Origin of the sequence: Cupriavidus pauculus, from assembly GCF_008693385.1 — a bacterium.
Classification (GTDB): Bacteria; Pseudomonadota; Gammaproteobacteria; order Burkholderiales; family Burkholderiaceae; genus Cupriavidus; species Cupriavidus pauculus_D.
This window is the reverse complement of sequence record NZ_CP044065.1, coordinates 164886-181155: the sequence shown is the minus strand read 5'-3', so window position 1 is coordinate 181155 and position 16270 is coordinate 164886. Positions and strand designations below refer to the sequence as shown.

Annotated in this window: 19 protein-coding genes; 10 read left to right on the top strand and 9 right to left on the bottom strand. The window is 65.2% G+C overall.

Features of this window, described 5'->3' with window-relative positions; translation table 11 throughout:
* The first annotated feature begins 11 nt into the window (after positions 1-11).
* The 3 genes from coaBC (at position 12) to dut (ending at position 2855) form a co-directional block, all read left to right on the top strand.
* Positions 12-1211, top strand: coding sequence for a bifunctional phosphopantothenoylcysteine decarboxylase/phosphopantothenate--cysteine ligase CoaBC (coaBC, locus tag FOB72_RS00880; RefSeq protein WP_150370813.1), 1200 nt, complete (start codon positions 12-14; stop codon positions 1209-1211).
* Positions 1212-1251: 40 nt separating this feature from the next.
* Positions 1252-2277, top strand: coding sequence for an LLM class flavin-dependent oxidoreductase (locus tag FOB72_RS00875; RefSeq protein ID WP_150370812.1), 1026 nt, complete (start codon positions 1252-1254; stop codon positions 2275-2277).
* An 80-nt stretch (positions 2278-2357) separates the two neighbouring features.
* Positions 2358-2855: a dUTP diphosphatase gene (gene dut / locus FOB72_RS00870; RefSeq protein ID WP_150370811.1), complete on the top strand. Its 498-nt coding sequence runs from the start codon at positions 2358-2360 to the stop codon at positions 2853-2855.
* A 90-nt stretch (positions 2856-2945) separates the two neighbouring features.
* Here dut and FOB72_RS00860 read toward each other — a convergent pair whose 3' ends face one another.
* The 4 genes from FOB72_RS00860 to clpS form a co-directional block, all read right to left on the bottom strand.
* The gene (locus FOB72_RS00860) at positions 2946-3788 is read right to left on the bottom strand and encodes a VOC family protein (RefSeq protein ID WP_150370809.1); all 843 of its coding nucleotides are present in this window, start codon (positions 3786-3788) and stop codon (positions 2946-2948) included.
* A gap of 3 nt (positions 3789-3791) precedes the next feature.
* Positions 3792-4817 carry a tripartite tricarboxylate transporter substrate binding protein gene (locus FOB72_RS00855; protein WP_150370808.1) on the bottom strand — a complete coding sequence of 342 codons (1026 nt, stop codon included), beginning with the start codon at positions 4815-4817 and terminating at the stop codon, positions 3792-3794.
* A gap of 170 nt (positions 4818-4987) precedes the next feature.
* Complete coding sequence (gene clpA, locus FOB72_RS00850; RefSeq protein ID WP_150370807.1) at positions 4988-7285, bottom strand: ATP-dependent Clp protease ATP-binding subunit ClpA; 2298 nt, start codon at positions 7283-7285, stop codon at positions 4988-4990.
* Positions 7282-7608 carry an ATP-dependent Clp protease adapter ClpS gene (clpS, locus tag FOB72_RS00845; protein WP_167468394.1) on the bottom strand — a complete coding sequence of 109 codons (327 nt, stop codon included), beginning with the start codon at positions 7606-7608 and terminating at the stop codon, positions 7282-7284. Before clpS ends, clpA begins: the two co-directional genes overlap by 4 nt.
* Before the next feature lie 480 nt (positions 7609-8088).
* Between clpS and FOB72_RS00840 the strand changes: the two genes are divergently transcribed.
* Both FOB72_RS00840 and FOB72_RS00835 read left to right on the top strand, forming a co-directional pair.
* Entirely contained in the window at positions 8089-8295 is a 207-nt protein-coding gene (locus FOB72_RS00840; protein ID WP_109580202.1) for a cold-shock protein, read from the top strand.
* 295 nt (positions 8296-8590) lie between these two features.
* A complete protein-coding gene (locus tag FOB72_RS00835; protein ID WP_150370806.1) occupies positions 8591-9343 on the top strand; it encodes a carbonic anhydrase in 753 nt (250 codons plus the stop codon).
* A gap of 13 nt (positions 9344-9356) precedes the next feature.
* Here the strand turns inward: FOB72_RS00835 and icd are convergent, their stop codons facing one another.
* Positions 9357-10607, bottom strand: a complete 1251-nt coding sequence (gene icd / locus FOB72_RS00830; RefSeq protein ID WP_150370805.1) for an NADP-dependent isocitrate dehydrogenase — start codon at positions 10605-10607, stop codon at positions 9357-9359.
* Positions 10608-10676: 69 nt separating this feature from the next.
* On the opposite strand from icd, the gene FOB72_RS00825 reads away from it, so the two are divergent.
* From FOB72_RS00825 to FOB72_RS00815, 3 genes are all read left to right on the top strand, one after another.
* On the top strand, positions 10677-11279 hold the full coding sequence (locus FOB72_RS00825) for a pseudouridine synthase (protein ID WP_150370804.1): 603 nt from the start codon (positions 10677-10679) through the stop codon (positions 11277-11279).
* A gap of 107 nt (positions 11280-11386) precedes the next feature.
* Complete coding sequence (locus tag FOB72_RS00820) at positions 11387-11572, top strand: hypothetical protein (protein WP_109580198.1); 186 nt, start codon at positions 11387-11389, stop codon at positions 11570-11572.
* Positions 11573-11717: 145 nt separating this feature from the next.
* Positions 11718-12176, top strand: coding sequence for a DUF192 domain-containing protein (locus FOB72_RS00815; RefSeq protein ID WP_150370803.1), 459 nt, complete (start codon positions 11718-11720; stop codon positions 12174-12176).
* A 36-nt stretch (positions 12177-12212) separates the two neighbouring features.
* Here the strand turns inward: FOB72_RS00815 and FOB72_RS00810 are convergent, their stop codons facing one another.
* Positions 12213-12698 carry a YajQ family cyclic di-GMP-binding protein gene (locus FOB72_RS00810; RefSeq protein ID WP_150370802.1) on the bottom strand — a complete coding sequence of 162 codons (486 nt, stop codon included), beginning with the start codon at positions 12696-12698 and terminating at the stop codon, positions 12213-12215.
* Between the two features lie 79 nt (positions 12699-12777).
* Here FOB72_RS00810 and murB point away from each other — a divergent pair, with 79 nt between their 5' ends.
* Entirely contained in the window at positions 12778-13791 is a 1014-nt protein-coding gene (gene murB, locus FOB72_RS00805) for a UDP-N-acetylmuramate dehydrogenase (RefSeq protein WP_150370801.1), read from the top strand.
* A gap of 68 nt (positions 13792-13859) precedes the next feature.
* Here the strand turns inward: murB and FOB72_RS00800 are convergent, their stop codons facing one another.
* Positions 13860-14192 carry a pyrimidine/purine nucleoside phosphorylase gene (locus tag FOB72_RS00800; protein ID WP_150370800.1) on the bottom strand — a complete coding sequence of 111 codons (333 nt, stop codon included), beginning with the start codon at positions 14190-14192 and terminating at the stop codon, positions 13860-13862.
* 25 nt (positions 14193-14217) lie between these two features.
* A complete protein-coding gene (argF, locus tag FOB72_RS00795; protein WP_150370799.1) occupies positions 14218-15141 on the bottom strand; it encodes an ornithine carbamoyltransferase in 924 nt (307 codons plus the stop codon).
* A gap of 293 nt (positions 15142-15434) precedes the next feature.
* On the opposite strand from argF, the gene FOB72_RS00790 reads away from it, so the two are divergent.
* Positions 15435-15734 carry a DUF3579 domain-containing protein gene (locus FOB72_RS00790; protein WP_150370798.1) on the top strand — a complete coding sequence of 100 codons (300 nt, stop codon included), beginning with the start codon at positions 15435-15437 and terminating at the stop codon, positions 15732-15734.
* A gap of 109 nt (positions 15735-15843) precedes the next feature.
* Here the strand turns inward: FOB72_RS00790 and rpsT are convergent, their stop codons facing one another.
* Entirely contained in the window at positions 15844-16110 is a 267-nt protein-coding gene (rpsT, locus tag FOB72_RS00785) for a 30S ribosomal protein S20 (protein ID WP_150370797.1), read from the bottom strand.
* Positions 16111-16270: the final 160 nt, after the last annotated feature.

The window sequence follows — 16270 nt, the reverse complement described above, 5'->3', positions numbered from 1 at the left end:
CAGAGCTTTCCATGGATCTGCACGGCAAGCATATCGTCCTCGGCCTGTCCGGCGGCATCGCCTGCTACAAGTCGGCGGAGCTGGTCCGGCTGCTGACCAAGGCCGGCGCCACCGTGCAGGTGGCCATGACCGAGGCGGCAACGCACTTCATCACGCCCGTTACCATGCAGGCGCTGTCCGGGCGCCCGGTCTACACATCTCAATGGGATGCGCGCGTCGATAACAACATGGCGCATATCGACCTCTCGCGCGAGGCCGATGCCATCCTGATCGCCCCCGCTTCCACGGACCTCATGGCGCGTCTCGCGCACGGTCTCTGCGACGACCTGCTCACCACGCTGTGCATCGCGCGCGATTGCCCGCTGCTGCTTGCGCCGGCCATGAACCGCCAGATGTGGGCGGCTCCGGCCACGCAACGCAATGCGGCACAGCTGCGCGCCGATGGCGTGGCCATCCTCGGCCCCGGCAGCGGCGACCAGGCGTGCGGCGAGATCGGCGATGGCCGCATGCTCGAGCCCGAGGAAATCGTCGAGGACCTGATCGCGTTCTTCCAGCCTAAGCCGCTGGTCGGCAAGCGCGTGCTGATCACGGCCGGCCCGACGTTCGAGGCCATCGACCCCGTGCGCGGCATCACCAACTTGTCGTCGGGCAAGATGGGCTTCTCGATCGCACGCGCCGCGCGCGAGGCCGGCGCCGACGTCTTGCTGGTCGCGGGCCCGACTGCGCTGCCCACGCCGCGCGGCGTGGCTCGCACCGACGTGCGCAGCGCGCAGCAGATGCATGACGCGGTGCTGGCGCAATTGCGCGACGTGGACGTGTTCGTCGCGGTGGCCGCCGTCGCGGACTGGCGCCCTGCTTCGGTCTCGGACCAGAAGCTGAAGAAAGCCAACGACACCGACACACCGACGCTGCAGTTCGTGCAGAACCCCGACATCCTCGCGACGGTTGCCGCGCGCGCCGATGCCCCCTTCTGCGTCGGCTTCGCGGCCGAAAGCGAGAACCTCGCGCAATATGGCGAGGAGAAACGCCGCCGCAAGGGCGTGCCGCTGCTCGTCGGCAATATCGGCCACCACACGTTCGGCATGGACGACAACGAGATCGTGCTGTTCGACGCCGCGGGCATGACGCGCCTGCCGCGCGCGGACAAGCTCGCGCTCGCGCGCCAGCTCGTCGGCGCGATCGCGGACCGCCTGCCGCGCCGCCTGCCCTGACCGCCATCGTCCTGACCGCCATCCTCTCCGGGAGCCCCGCATGACCGCTACCCCGAACCGGCCGCGCCTGCGGCTGTCCGTCCTCGACCAGAGCCCGGTGATCGCCGGCCATACCGCGCGCGACGCGCTGGCCGCCACCGTCGATCTGGCCCAGATGGCCGACGACCTCGGCTATACCCGCTACTGGTGCGCCGAGCACCATGGCCTGCAGGGCGTGTGCAATCCGGCCCCGGAAGTCATGCTCGCGCGGCTGGGCAGCGTCACGCGCCGCATCCGGCTGGGCTCGGGCGGTGTCATGCTGCCGTACTACAGCCCGTTCAAGGTCGCCGAGCAGTTCCGCATGCTCGAGGGCCTGTTTCCGAACCGGATCGACCTCGGCGTGGGCCGCGCGCCCGGCGGCGACATGCGTACCGCGCAGGCCGTCGCCATGGGCGACTACAACCGTGGCGACCAGTTCGCGGAGCAGGTGCAGGACCTTGCATGGCTGCTGAGCGGCGAGGTGCCGCCCGGCCATATCGCCGACGGCGTGCTGCTGCAGCCGGCCATCGATACGCGGCCCGAGATCTGGGTGCTCGGCTCCAGCGATTTCGGCGGTGCGCTCGCGGCGAAGCTCGGCGTGCGCTTCGCGTTCGCGCATTTCATCAATGCCCACTACGGCCATGCGGTCGCCCGGCAGTACCGCGAGACATTCGCGCCGGGCTACGAGCAGGCGCCATACAGCGCCGCGGCGGTCTTCGTGATCTGTGCCGATACGCAATCGGAGGCCGATGCCCTCATGCGCGCGGTCGATATCCGCCGCGTGCAGATGGCCTACGGTATCAATGCCCCGATTCCCTCGCTCGCGCAGGCGCGCGATTTCTCGCCCACCGAGCGCGACCGCATGATCATCGAACGCGAACGGCCGCGCACGATCTGCGGCACGCCCGAAGCCGTCACCGAGCAGATGCTCGCGCTGCAGGAGCGCTTTGCCGCCGACGAACTCGTCGTGCTCAGCGTGACGGCGAGCTACGCGGCGCGCCAGCGGACCTATCAGTTGCTCGCCGAGGCATTCGAGCTCGACGCGTGACCGCGCCGCGGCGCCGACCGCGCGCCAGACTAGGCTAACATCGCGTCTTTGCCCAACGGCCCGACGCCATTCCGACCATCATGACCGCTGCACTGAACCCATCCGTCGAAATCAAGATTCTCGACAACCGCCTGAACGAGTGGGGTCTGCCCGCCTATCAGAGCGACATGGCCGCCGCCATCGACCTGCACGCCTGCGTGGACGGCCCGGTCACGATCGAGCCGGGCACGCCCGCGCAGCTGATTCCGGCCGGCTTCGCCGTGCATATGGGCAACCCGTACATGGCCGCGACGATCGTGCCGCGCTCGGGCCTCGGCCACAAGAAGGGACTCGTGCTCGGCAACTCGATCGGCGTGATCGATGCCGACTACCAGGGCCAGATCATGGTGAGCGTGTGGAATCGCAATGCGCCGGGCACCGAGCCGATCGTGATCCAGCCAGGCGAGCGCATCGCGCAGATGATGTTCGTGCCGGTGCTGCGCCCGGTGTTCACGACGGTGACGGAATTCTCGGCAGACAGCGCCCGCGGCGCCGGCGGCTTCGGCTCGACGGGCGTGTCGCACGCCAAGGCGGGCTGATCCTGCCCACCCCGCGCGGCTCGTGCGATTCGCGCGGTTCGGGCGATTCGGGCGATTCGGGCGATCCGGGCGATTCGGGCGATTCGGGCGTCAAGCCTGCGTGAACAGCAGCGCCACGCCGTTCGCGGCGTCGGCCGGAATCAGCGTATCGCGCGGCCCGAGGTCGCGCGCTTCGATGCCAGCGTCGCGCCAGTGCGCGCGCGCCGCCGCCAGACCGGCCGTACGCAGCCGGATCGCGGCATAACCGGGCGCCTCGCGCACGATTTCCGCGGTGCCCGTCTGCGCCGCCAGCCGGTCGGCGGACGTCACCACGAGCTCGGCGCCATCGATGGCGATACGGACCGCGCCATTCGACGCCGAGGCCTCGCCTCCCGTCATCAGCGCATAGGTCCTGCCCGCCGATTCGACCTGATCGGCCGGCACGACGAGGTACATCGCGGCAATCGCCGTGGCGCCGTTGGCATGCGACATCCACTCCGGCCGCCACAGCAGCTCGGGCGTGCGGTGCTCGCAGACGAAATAGCGCGCGCCGGGCGCGCCATCGACTGCCGTCACACGAAACGTCGCCGCGTGCTCGCTGCCGTCGTCGAGACGCACGGGCCGCGAGAATTCGATCGGGTCCGACCGTTCGATGCCCGCTTCGCGCAGGCGCTGGGCCGTCGCGAACGCATCCCGGCTCTTGCACGACGTGGCCGCACAACCACCGCCACGCTGCTGCGCGTCCCAGTAATACTGGCGGCTCGGCGTCGGCGCGGTCACGTGCAACAGTTCGAGGTAGTCGCGCGCCAGCATGATGCAGTGGTTCTGCGATCCCAGCGTGTGAAAGCCCCGCGGCGTCAGCGTAAAGCCCAGGCGCTTCCATTGTTCGACCGCCGCATCCAGATCGCGGCAGATGATGACGGCGTGGTCGTACGGTTCCAGGATGCCGGACATGGATTAGTCGAACTGAATGTTGGCCTTGCGCGCAACGGCCTGCCACTTGTCATGCTCGTGGCGGACCAGTGCGCCCAGTTCGGCCGGCGTGCCGACCGCGATCTCGAAGCCCTGCGCCTGCAGCGCTTCCACCACGCGCGGCTGCCGAATCGAGCTGGCGAGCGCATCGTGCAGGCGCGTGACCGTGTCGGGCGACACGTTCGCGGGACCGAAGACACCGATCCACGAATACGCTTCGAAACCCTTGAAACCCTGCTCCGCGACGGTCGGCACCTGCGGCAGCTGACGCAGCCGCGAGGTCCCGGTCACGCCGAGCACCTTGATCGTCTTGGCCGCGACATGGGCCTGCACCGCGGCGTAGCTGCTGAAGAAAATATCGACTTCGCCAGCCAGCACAGCCTGCACGGCCGGACCGCCGCCCTTGTAGGGCACGTGGAGGAAATGCACGTTCGCCTCGGTGGCGAGGGCCTCCGCGGCAAGCTGGTTCAGACTGCCAATGCCCGATGACGCGTAACGCACACCGTCGGGACGCGACTTCGCCAGTTCCACGAGTTCGCGCACATTGGTCGCCATCACGGCCGGATTTGCCGCGATCACAAGCGGAAAACGCACCAACTGAGAGATGGGAGTGAAATCCTTGAAGGTGTCGTACGGCAGGTTCTTGTACGCAAAAGGATTGATCGCGTGCGTATCGAACGCCATCAGCAGCGTATTGCCGTCGGCCTTGGCACGCGCCACGGTATTGCTGGCAATCAGGCCGCCCGCGCCAGGCTTGTTATCGACGACCACCGTCTGACCGAGTGCGGTCTTGAGGCCAGGCTGTAGCTGCCGCGCAACGATATCCACGCTCCCGCCGGGCGGAAACGGGAGAACCATCGAAATGGGACGGCTGCTGGCCGGATTGGCCGGCCCTTCCGCGTGAGCCAGCGATGCGAGGGACGAGAGCGATCCCAGTGCGATCGACGAGGTGCCGAGCGGCAGGGACTTCAGCAGCAGACGGCGGAGCCGCGTGCGTTCGGGAGAGGACATCGGAGACTCTGGCAGTGCGATCGGGGACCGCAACAAGGCAAAAAAGAAAAAGGGCGGCATGCCGCCGCCCTGTATTTTGCACGAGGAATATGCATTCTGCAGGCATTGCGCCCGTCTATCGCCCATTTAGTCGCCCGGCCACGCCGGGCGATGGCACATATTCCGGCCGTTCAGGCCTCCGCGCGCTGCTCGCTTTCCGGTGCCTCCGGCGGTTCCGGATCGGCCTCGGAGAAGGTCAGCTTGATCTGATCCTCGTCGTCCAGATCCACGGCAACCTTGCCGCCACTCACCAGACGACCGAACAGCAGCTCGTCGGCCAGCGCCTTGCGGATCATGTCCTGGATCAGACGCTGCATCGGCCGCGCGCCCATCAGCGGATCGAAGCCCTTCTTCGCGAGGAACTTGCGCAGTTTCTCGGTGAAGCTGGCTTCCACCTTCTTCTCGTGCAGCTGCTCTTCCAGCTGCATCAGGAACTTGTCCACGACGCGCAGGATGATTTCCTCGTCGAGCGCGCGGAAGCTAATGGTCGCATCCAGACGGTTGCGGAACTCCGGCGTGAACATGCGCTTGATGTCGGCCATCTCGTCGCCCTGCTCGCGCGCGGTCGTAAAGCCGATCGTCGCCCGGTTCATGGTCTCGGCGCCCGCGTTCGTGGTCATGATGATGATCACGTTGCGGAAGTCCGCGCGCCGGCCGTTGTTGTCGGTCAGCGAACCATGGTCCATGACCTGCAGCAGGATATTGAAGATATCCGGGTGCGCCTTCTCGATCTCGTCGAGCAACAGCACGCAATGCGGCTTCTTCGTCACGGCTTCGGTCAATAACCCACCCTGATCGAACCCGACATATCCCGGCGGCGCGCCAATCAGGCGGCTCACCGCATGGCGTTCCATGTATTCCGACATATCGAAGCGCAGCAACTCGATGCCCATGATGAAGGCGAGCTGCTTGGCCACTTCGGTCTTGCCGACACCGGTCGGGCCCGAGAACAGGAACGAGCCGATCGGCTTGTCCGTCTTGCCGAGCCCCGCGCGCGACATCTTGATCGCCGAGGCCAGCGCCTCGATGGCCGGGTCCTGCCCGAACACCACCGACTTCAGGTCGCGTTCCAGCGTCTGCAGCTTGCTGCGGTCGTCCTGGTTCACGCTCTGCGGCGGGATGCGCGCAATGCGGGAGACGATGTCCTCGATCTCGGTCTTGCCGATGGTCTTCTTCTGCTTCGACTTCGGCAAGATGCGCTGGGCGGCACCGGCCTCGTCGATCACATCGATGGCCTTGTCGGGCAGATGGCGATCGGTGATGAAGCGCGCCGACAGTTCGGCGGCGGCCGTCAGCGCCGAGGCGGCATACTTCACGCCGTGATGTTCCTCGAAGCGCGACTTCAGGCCCCGCAGAATCTGCACGGTCTGATCCACCGACGGTTCGACCACGTCGATCTTCTGGAAGCGCCGCGACAGCGCCGCGTCCTTCTCGAAGATGCCGCGGTATTCCGTGAACGTGGTCGCGCCGATGCACTTGAGCTGGCCCGACGACAGCGCCGGCTTGAGCAGGTTGCTCGCATCCAGCGTGCCGCCCGACGCGGCGCCCGCGCCGATCAGCGTGTGAATCTCGTCGATGAACAGGATCGCGTTCGGATTGTCCTTGAGCGACTTCAGCACGCCCTTCAGGCGCTGCTCGAAATCGCCGCGGTACTTGGTACCGGCCAGCAGCGCGCCCATGTCGAGCGAGTACACGACCGCCTTCTCGAGGATGTCGGGCACTTCGTTCTTCGTGATGCGCCATGCGAGGCCTTCCGCGATCGCGGTCTTGCCCACGCCAGCCTCGCCCACGAGCAGCGGGTTGTTCTTGCGGCGGCGGCACAGCACCTGCACCACGCGCTCGACTTCGCTCTCGCGGCCGATCAGCGGATCGATCTTGCCGGCCTTGGCCAGCGCATTCAGGTTCTGCGTGTATTGCTCGAGCGGACTTTCCTTGCCGTCACCGCCCTCGCCTTCGGCATTGCCTTCGCCGTGCTTGGCCGGCTCGGCCTGGTCCTTGCGGATGCCGTGGCTGATGAAGTTGACGACGTCCAGACGCGTGACGCCCTGCTGCTGCAGGTAGTACACCGCGTGGGAGTCCTTCTCGCCGAAGATCGCCACGAGCACGTTGGCACCGGTCACTTCCTTCTTGCCGTTGGAAGTCGACTGTACGTGCATGATCGCGCGCTGGATCACGCGCTGGAAACCCAGCGTCGGCTGCGTATCGACCTCGTCGGTACCTGGCACCACCGGCGTGTTGTCGGCGATGAAGTTCTTGAGGCTGGTGCGCAAGTCCTCGATGTTGGCCGCGCACGCGCGCAGCACCTCGGCTGCCGTGGGATTGTCGAGTAGTGCCAGCAGCAGGTGCTCCACGGTAATGAACTCGTGGCGGGCCTGGCGGGCCTCGACGAAAGCCATATGCAGGCTCACTTCCAATTCTTGCGCAATCATGCTTCCTCCATCACGCACTGCAGGGGATGCCCCGCCTGCCGCGCATGGGTTGACACTAATTCCACCTTGGTCGCCGCGATATCTCTCGTGTAGATGCCGCAGACGCCCTTGCCTTCCCGGTGAACGGTGAGCATGATCTGCGTCGCCGTCTCCCGGTCCCTGCTGAAATACTGTTGCAGGATCATCACGACGAACTCCATAGGAGTGTAGTCGTCATTAAGCAGGACCACCTTGTACATCGCCGGGGGCTTGAGCTGCTGCTCTCGCCGTTCGATGACGGTGCCTGCTTCGCGTTGTGGGGTATTCGCCAGCCGTGTAACCATGGCCTTATTCTAACCCTTACTCACAAGTCTGCAATTTGGGGAAAAGACGCCGGATTCAAGAGCCCGCCGCTGCGAAAAAACTTGCGTGCGCCGGCGCACTGAACGCCGCCTGGCACCCGCTCTCCTACCTGTCCCGCGCACGCCCGTGGTGCAACCGCACCGCCACGGCGCCAGCCTGCCCAACCCGCCTGACACGGTCTGGTGCGCGCCCTCCACGGTACCATCGCCAGCCGTTTCAATCCCGCCACACCCTACGCCGAGTGGGGAATCTGCCAGCTTGACAGCCATTTGGTTTGCCAGAAAAATCGGTCGCACATTCAGGCACGGTCGGCGAGCCACGCAGACAAGGCCGGCCCGGATGGATCCGTGAGCGGGAGGCTTGCGGCATCGGTGGCGCGCCGGTTTTCCCGGCGACCTTGCGCATTTCCGCGTCCGAACCCCTGTCCCCCGCTTGAAACTGTTATTTCGTTGGGGGAGTTTATGGCAAGCGGTATCGTCAAATGGTTCAATGACGCCAAAGGCTTTGGGTTTATCAAGCCGGACGACGGCGAAGAAGAACTGTTTGCGCACTTTTCGGCCATCCAGATGGCAGGTTTCAAGACGCTGAAGGAAGGCCAGCGCGTTTCGTTTGAAGTGGTCCAGGGCCCGAAGGGCAAGCAGGCCACGAACATTCAGGACGCAGCTTAAGCGCAATCGGCTTGAATCGTGCGCCGACCGTACCGGCCATAGAGCTCGACGGTCCACGGATGCGAGGCGGCGGGTGCGCTTCCGGAACGGGATCAGTATCGCAGGTCAGCCAAGCATCCAGCAGAAAGCCCGGAATTTCCGGGCTTTCTGCGTTTCAAGGCGCCTTTCAAGGCGCCATCACCCCGCTTTGTAGATCGTATTTTTCCTAAACATAACAAGCCCTTGCGCCAGCGCAAGATGCGGCGACACCGGGTTCGCGACAGTGGCGGGTCATATTTTTCCCATTTGCACTGTCATGATCAAACGCATTCTCCTCGCCGTTGCCATGCTCGGCTCCGCCGCCTGGATCGGTAGCACCCAGGGCAGCGAACAGGCAGGCCCCGCGCACTGGAGCTATACCGGCAAGACCGGCCCCGACCACTGGGCCGAGTTCGACCCCGCCTACGCGGCCTGCAAGCAGGGGCACGCCCAGTCCCCCGTCGATATCCGCGACACCGCACCGGGCCGGCATATGCCGGTCGGCTTCGCCTACGCGGCGGGGGCGACATCCGTCGTCAACAACGGTCACACGGTGGAGTTCGACGTGCAGGATGGCGGCAGCATCCGTGTGGATGCGGTGGCTTATCAACTGTCGAACATCCATTTTCACGCGCCCAGCGAGGAGCGCTTTGACGGCAGGGTCTATCCGATGGCCGCTCACCTCGTGCATCGCGACAGCGCCGGCAATCTCGCCGTGGTGGCGGTCATGTTCGAGGAAGGGGAGGAAAACGCGGCGCTGGCCGACGTGTTCGCGGCCATGCCGAAGCGGGCGGGCAAGTCCGCGAAGCTGTCGCACGCGCTCGATGCCACGGCCTTCCTGCCCGCCGATCACGCGTTCTATGCGTTCATCGGATCGCTGACCACCCCACCCTGCAGCGAAGGCGTGCAGTGGCGCGTCCTCAAGCAGCCCGTGCAGGTCTCGGCCGCGCAACTGGCGGCGTTCCGCCAGCTCTATCCGATGAACGCGCGGCCCTTGCAGCCTCTGTACGACCGCAAGATCGAGGAATGAGCGGCCGCGCCGATTACATGTTGTCGATCATCACCTGACCGAAGCCGGAGCAAGAGACCTGCGTCGCGCCTTCGAGCTGGCGCGCGAAGTCGTACGTGACCTTCTTCGACAGGATCGCGCGCTCCATCGAGGCGATAATCAGGTCGGCCGCTTCGGTCCAGCCCATATGGCGCAGCATCATTTCCGCGGACAGGATCTCCGAGCCGGGATTCACGTAATCCTTGCCTGCGTACTTGGGCGCGGTGCCGTGCGTCGCCTCGAACATCGCCACCGAGTCGGACATGTTGGCGCCCGGCGCGATGCCGATGCCGCCCACCTGCGCGGCCAGCGCGTCGGAGATGTAGTCGCCGTTGAGGTTGAGCGTCGCGATCACCGAATACTCGGCCGGGCGCAGCAGGATTTGCTGCAGGAAGGCATCGGCGATGGCGTCCTTGATCACGATATCGCGACCCGTCCGCGGGTTGCGGAACTTGCACCACGGGCCGCCGTCCACGAGTTCGGCGCCGAATTCCTGCTGCGCGAGCTCGTAGCCCCAGTCGCGGAACGCGCCCTCCGTGAACTTCATGATGTTGCCCTTGTGCACGAGCGTCACCGACGGGCGGTCATTGTCGATCGCATACTGGATGGCCTTGCGGACGAGCCGCTGCGTGCCTTCGCGCGAGACGGGCTTGATGCCGATGCCCGATGTCTCCGGGAAGCGGATCTTGCGCACGCCCATCTCGTTCTGCAGGAACGCGATCAGTTTTTTCGCATTCGCACTCTCGGCTTCCCACTCCAGACCCGCATAAATGTCTTCCGAGTTCTCGCGGAAGATCACCATGTTGGTCTTCTCGGGCTCGCGCACCGGCGACGGCACGCCCTTGAAATAGCGGACCGGGCGCAGGCAGACGTAGAGATCGAGCTGCTGGCGCAACGCAACGTTGAGCGAGCGGATGCCGCCACCGACGGGCGTGGTCAGCGGGCCCTTGATGGACACGACATATTCCTTCACCGCATCGAGCGTCTCGTCGGGCAGCCACACATCGGGGCCATACACACGCGTCGATTTCTCGCCCGCATAGACCTCCATCCATGCGATGCGGCGCTTGTCGCCATAGCACTTGGCGATGGCCGCATCGACCACGCGCAGCATGACCGGCGTGATGTCGATGCCGATGCCGTCCCCTTCGATGTACGGAATGACCGGGTTGTCCGGCACGTTGAGCGAGCCGTCCGCGTTGACCGTGATCTTCTCGCCCGCGGGAATCCTGATGTGCTGGTACATGAGCGTCTCCACATTTGTGTCGCGAGGCATTTTGCAGCAATCCGCGCCATGCCGCCATAATCTGCGCCCATGACGCTGATCGCCCTCAACAAGCCCTACAACACCATGAGCCAGTTCTCGCCGCACCCCTCGCGGCCGACGCTGGCGGACTGCGTGCACACCCCCGATGTCTATCCGGCCGGCCGGCTCGATGCCGACAGCGAGGGGCTGCTGCTGCTGACCGACGACGGCGTGCTGCAGGCGCGCATCGCCGACCCCGAACACAAGCTCGCCAAAGTCTATCTGGCGCAGGTGGAAGGCGTGCCCGACGACGCCGCGCTGGCGCGGCTGCGCCGTGGCGTGGATCTGGGCGATTTCACGACGCGGCCGGCCCGCGCGCGCATCGTCGGCGCACCGGACTGGCTATGGACGCGCGATCCGCCCATCCGATTCCGCGCCGCGATCCCGACGACCTGGGTGGAGCTGGAGATCCGCGAGGGCAAGAACCGCCAGGTGCGGCGCATGACGGCGGCGGTCGGTTATCCCACGCTGCGCCTCGTGCGCGTGGCGATCGGGGCGCTGCGGCTCCCGGACCTGGGCCTGCAGCCCGGCCAGTCCCGCGAGATCGACCCGTCGACCCTCGGTCTGCCGCCGGCGACACCGTCCAGGCCCGTAAGACGGCGTTACAAATAGGTACATTTCTGTGGTCAACGAGGGGCGAGATGGTCTCGTTTTTGAGGCAGACACGCCAACAAGCGCGTCAATTTCCCAGACTGCACTCCAATTCGAGGTACTCGCAAATGAAAAAACTGATCGCTGCCCTGGTTGTCGGCCTGTTCGCTACCGGCGCTTTCGCTCAAGCTTCGGCGCCTGCCGCCGACGCCGCCGCGCCCGCTGCGGCCTCGAAGACCACCAAGTCCGCCAAGAAGAAGACCTCGCACAAGAAGCATGCAAAGAAGGCTGCCGCTTCGGCACCGGCTGCATGATCTGACGTCGCAGCATTCGCGTGACCCGAAGGCAGGCTCGCTCAGGCGGCCTGCCTTTTTTGCTGTCCGGTCCGACGTCTGGCCCGGCGCGTCCTGACTGCGCTATGCTCACGGTCTGCAGTCGAACCTATCCCACGTCCACGCCATGCCTTCCGTGCTCAAGTCCTCGCTGGCTGCCAGCGCCCTCGCGCTGACCGCCCTCGCCCCCCTGGCGCATGCCCAGGGCGCGCTGCCCACCGTCAACCTGAACGCGGGCATGTACGCCATTCACGCCGAGGTGGCCGACAACGCCGCCGCGCGCGAGCGCGGGCTGATGTACCGCCAGAACATGCCCGCGAATGCCGGCATGCTGTTCGTGTTCGAGGAAAAGGCGGGCCACTGCTTCTGGATGAAGAACACGAACCTGCCGCTGTCGATCGCCTTCCTGGCCGACGACGGCAGCATCGTGAACATCGAGGACATGGCGCCGCAGACCGAGGACAACCACTGCCCGCGCGCGGCCGTGCGCTACGCGCTCGAGATGAACAAGGGGTGGTTCGCGCAGAAGGGGATCAAGCCCGGCGCGAAGATCGGCGGGCTGCCCGCGGCACGCCCGGCGCAGTAAGCACCGGGGAGCAGGACCGCGCGCGATAGGTCGCGATCAGTCGCGGAAGTTGTTGAAATCGAGCGGGGCGTCGGTGACTTCCTTGCGCAGCAGCGCGATCACCGATTGCAGGTCGTCGCGCTTGGTGCCGGACACGCGCACCGCATCGCCCTGGATGCTCGCCTGCACCTTGATCTTGCTGTCCTTGATCATGCGCACGATCTTCTTGGAGAGGTCGCCCGTCACGCCCTTCTTGATCGTGATGACCTGCTTGACCTTGTCGCCGCTGATCTTCTCGACCTTGCCATGGTCGAGGAAGCGCACGTCCACGTTGCGCTTGGCCATCTTGTTGATCAGCACGTCCTTGACCTGATCGAGCTTGAAGTCGTCGTCGGCGAAGGCGGTCAGTTCGCCCTCCTTCTGCTCGACGCGCGCGTCGGATCCCTTGAAGTCGAAGCGCGTGGAGATCTCCTTGTTGGATTGCTCCACCGCGTTCTTCACTTCCACCATGTTTGCTTCACATACTACGTCGAACGACGGCATCTTCTTTCTCCTGGGCCAAGCGGCAACGGCACGCTCGACCGGTTACGTATAATCCTGCCCACCACACGGGTTCACTTGCATGGCAGATTTCCGAGAATTTTATCCCCTGCGGCGCCACAATACATTCGGATTCGATGTCCGGGCGCGCTTCGCCGTGCATGTCCGCAGCGAACAGGACCTCGTCGAAGCGCTCGACGATCCGCGCGCGGCGGGCCTGCCCGTCGTGGTGCTGGGCGGTGGCAGCAATGTGGTGCTGTCGGGCGATCTCGACGCGCTGGTGCTGCTGATCGAGATTCCGGGCTACCACGTGGCCGAACCGTCGGGCGAGGCTGTCTATGTTACCGCCGGTGCGGGCGAAAACTGGCATGGACTCGTCGGCCGCACGATCGAGGATGGCCTGCCCGGCCTCGAAAACCTTGCGCTGATCCCCGGCACCGTCGGCGCCGCACCGATCCAGAACATCGGGGCCTATGGCGTGGAGCTCTGCGAGCGCTTTGCCCGGGTACGCGCCTACGACCGGCAGACGCGGAATTTTGTCGAACTCGACGCCGCGCAATGCGCGTTCGGCTACCGTGACAGTGTGTTCAAGCACACGGGCCGCGACCGCTTCATCATCACCGCCGTGACGCTTCGCCTGCCGCGCCCGTGGCAACCCGCGCTCGGCTACGCCGAACTGGCCCGCGAACTGGAAGGCGTGGACACGCCGGACGCCGCGCGCATCCGCGACGCGGTAGTGGCCATCCGCTCGCGCAAGCTGCCGGATCCCGCCGTGATCGGCAATGCAGGCAGTTTCTTCAAGAATCCGATTGTCGAGGCGCCGCAGCGTGACGCGCTGGCGGCCGCGCATCCGACGCTGGTCAGCTATCGCCAGCCCGATGGCCGCTACAAGCTGGCCGCCGGATGGCTGATCGATCAGTGCGGATTCAAGGGCGTGAGCGACGGCCCCGTGGGCGTCTATGGCAAGCAGGCGCTGGTGCTCGTGCACCACGGCGGCGGCAGCGCGCGCGAACTGCTCGCGCTGGCCGGCCGCATTGCCGATACCGTGCAGGCACGATTCGGCGTGCGAATCGAACCGGAGCCCGTCATCGTCTGACGACCGGCCCCGACAGCAGGGTGGCCGGGGTCAGCCGCGGGGGTCAGCCGCGGGGTTCAGCCGTGAGGTCAGCCGAAGTGGCAGACGTAGTCGAGCGTTTCGGTGACTTCGATGTCGAACTTGCTGTCGCCGGGCACGTGGAACTGCTGGCCCGCGCCGTAGGTCTGCCACTCGGTGGCGCCCTGCAGGCGCACGCGGCACGACCCCGCGTTGATTTCCATGATCTCCGGCGCGCCCGTGCCGAACGTCAGTGCCGCCGGGAAGATCACCCCCAGCGTCTTGCGCGTGCCGTCGGGAAACACCACCGTGTGGCTCACGCACTTGCCGTCGAAATACAGATTGGCCTTCTTGACGACGCTGACGTTATCGAACTGGTTGGCGGGCTGGTTGGACTGACTCATTGACTTGATCTTGACGGGTTGAAATTCAATACTTGCCGCAGAGCAGGTATTCCATCAGCGCCTTCTGCACGTGCAGACGGTTTTCGGCCTCTTCCCACACCACGCTGCGCGGGCCGTCGATAACGGCGGCCTCGACTTCCTCGCCACGATGCGCTGGCAGGCAGTGCATGAACAGGGCGTCTGGCGCGGCGCGGTCCATCATGGCCGTGGTGACCATCCAGTCCTTGAACGCGCGCTTGCGCGCCTCGTTCTCGGCCTCGAACCCCATGCTGGTCCAGACGTCGGTGGTGACCAGATGCGCGCCATCGCAGGCGTCCAGCGGATCGGCGAACACCTTGACGAGGCTGGCGGCCGACGCCGGCACCATGGCCGGATCGAGCTGATAGCCCGGCGGCGCCGAGAAATGGAACGTGAAGCCGAGCCGCTCGGCGGCCTGGATCCACGTGTACGCCATGTTGTTGGCATCGCCGATCCACGCGACGACCTTGCCGCGGATACTGCCGCGCTGCTCGATGTACGTGAAGACGTCCGCCAGCACCTGGCACGGATGATATTCGTTGGTCAGCCCGTTGATCACGGGCACGCGCGAATGCGCGGCAAAGCGTTCGATGATCTCCTGCCCGAACGTGCGGATCATGATGATGTCCACCATGCGGGAGATCACCTGCGCGGCATCCTCGATCGGCTCGCCGCGGCCCAGCTGCGAGTCGCGCGTGTTCAGGAACACCGCGTGACCGCCGAGCTGATGGATGCCCGCCTCGAACGACAGGCGCGTGCGCGTGGAATTCTTCTCGAAGATCATGGCCAGCGTGCGGTCGTGCAGCGGGTGCCAGGTCTCGTAGTTCTTGAACTTCGCCTTGAGGATCTGCGCGCGGTCCAGCAGGTACTCGTACTCCTCGGCGGAGAGGTCGTTGAACTGCAGGTAATGCTTGATCGGGGTTGAGCTCATAAAACAATTAAGGCGGCTCTTCGGGGAGCCGCCTTTCGCGTCGCCTGCGCAATTTAACTGCAACGATCATAAGGGATTATTCAGCCTTTGGCGAGCCCGGAGTCACCCCATGCTCCGGCCGCCGGGCGGCTATCATGGCGGCTCCCCCGGCGCATGTCGCGACAGGAGGCCCTTATGCTCAACTCTTATATAAGATATAATACTCGCTGATTCACGCGGGGCTTGGCATACCAGTGCCGCCGCCCGCCCCGGCACCAAAAGTGCCCCCGAAGATACCGACGCCCCGCAGTCCCATGACTTCCAACGTTCGCGAATATTTCATCCAAGGCATTACCAAGGAAGGCAAGACCTTTCGTCCGAGCGACTGGGCAGAACGGCTGTGCGGCGTGATGGCACAGTTCCGGCCAGAGGGCGACTCCGGCGATCCGCGCTATACGTACTCGCCGTACGTGCGGCCGGTGATCATCGGCGGGGTCAAGAACGTGGTGGTGGACGTGCGGCTGCGCGACATCGAGCCCAAGGCGCTCGACTTCGTCCTGAACTTCGCGCGCGACAACGATCTGCAGCTGGTGGAGGCCTGCTACCTCGACTGACCGGGCGGCCCCTGCAACAGCAGACGCCCAAAACAAAAAAGCTCGTCATGCGACGAGCTTTTTTATGCCGGGCTCCCGGGGAAGCCGCGGCAAACCACGCGGACAGCGATCAGGCAGCCATGGCCTTGATGGCGGCCGACAGGCGCGACTTGTGGCGTGCAGCCTTGTTCTTGTGCACGATCTTCTTGTCGGCGATGCTGTCGATCACGTGTTGCGACTGCTTGAAGACTTCAGCAGCGGCAGCCTTGTCGCCGGCGTCGATGGCCTTGCGAACGGCCTTGACGGCGGTGCGCAGACGCGAGCGCAGGCTGGAGTTGTGAGCGTTCTGAGCGACGGCTTGGCGCGCGCGCTTGCGAGCTTGTGCGGAATTTGCCATTTGATCTCTTTTCCTGAATTCAGATGCGTGCCCCGGGGCAACGCGAATAACTTATCTGGGACGCCTGGGACGCAACCTTCGGGCAAACCCCTCAGGCCACATCGTGCGGCCCGGGATGCTTCGACATACGAATCCGGAACGCGACTGTCCTTGCGAATCG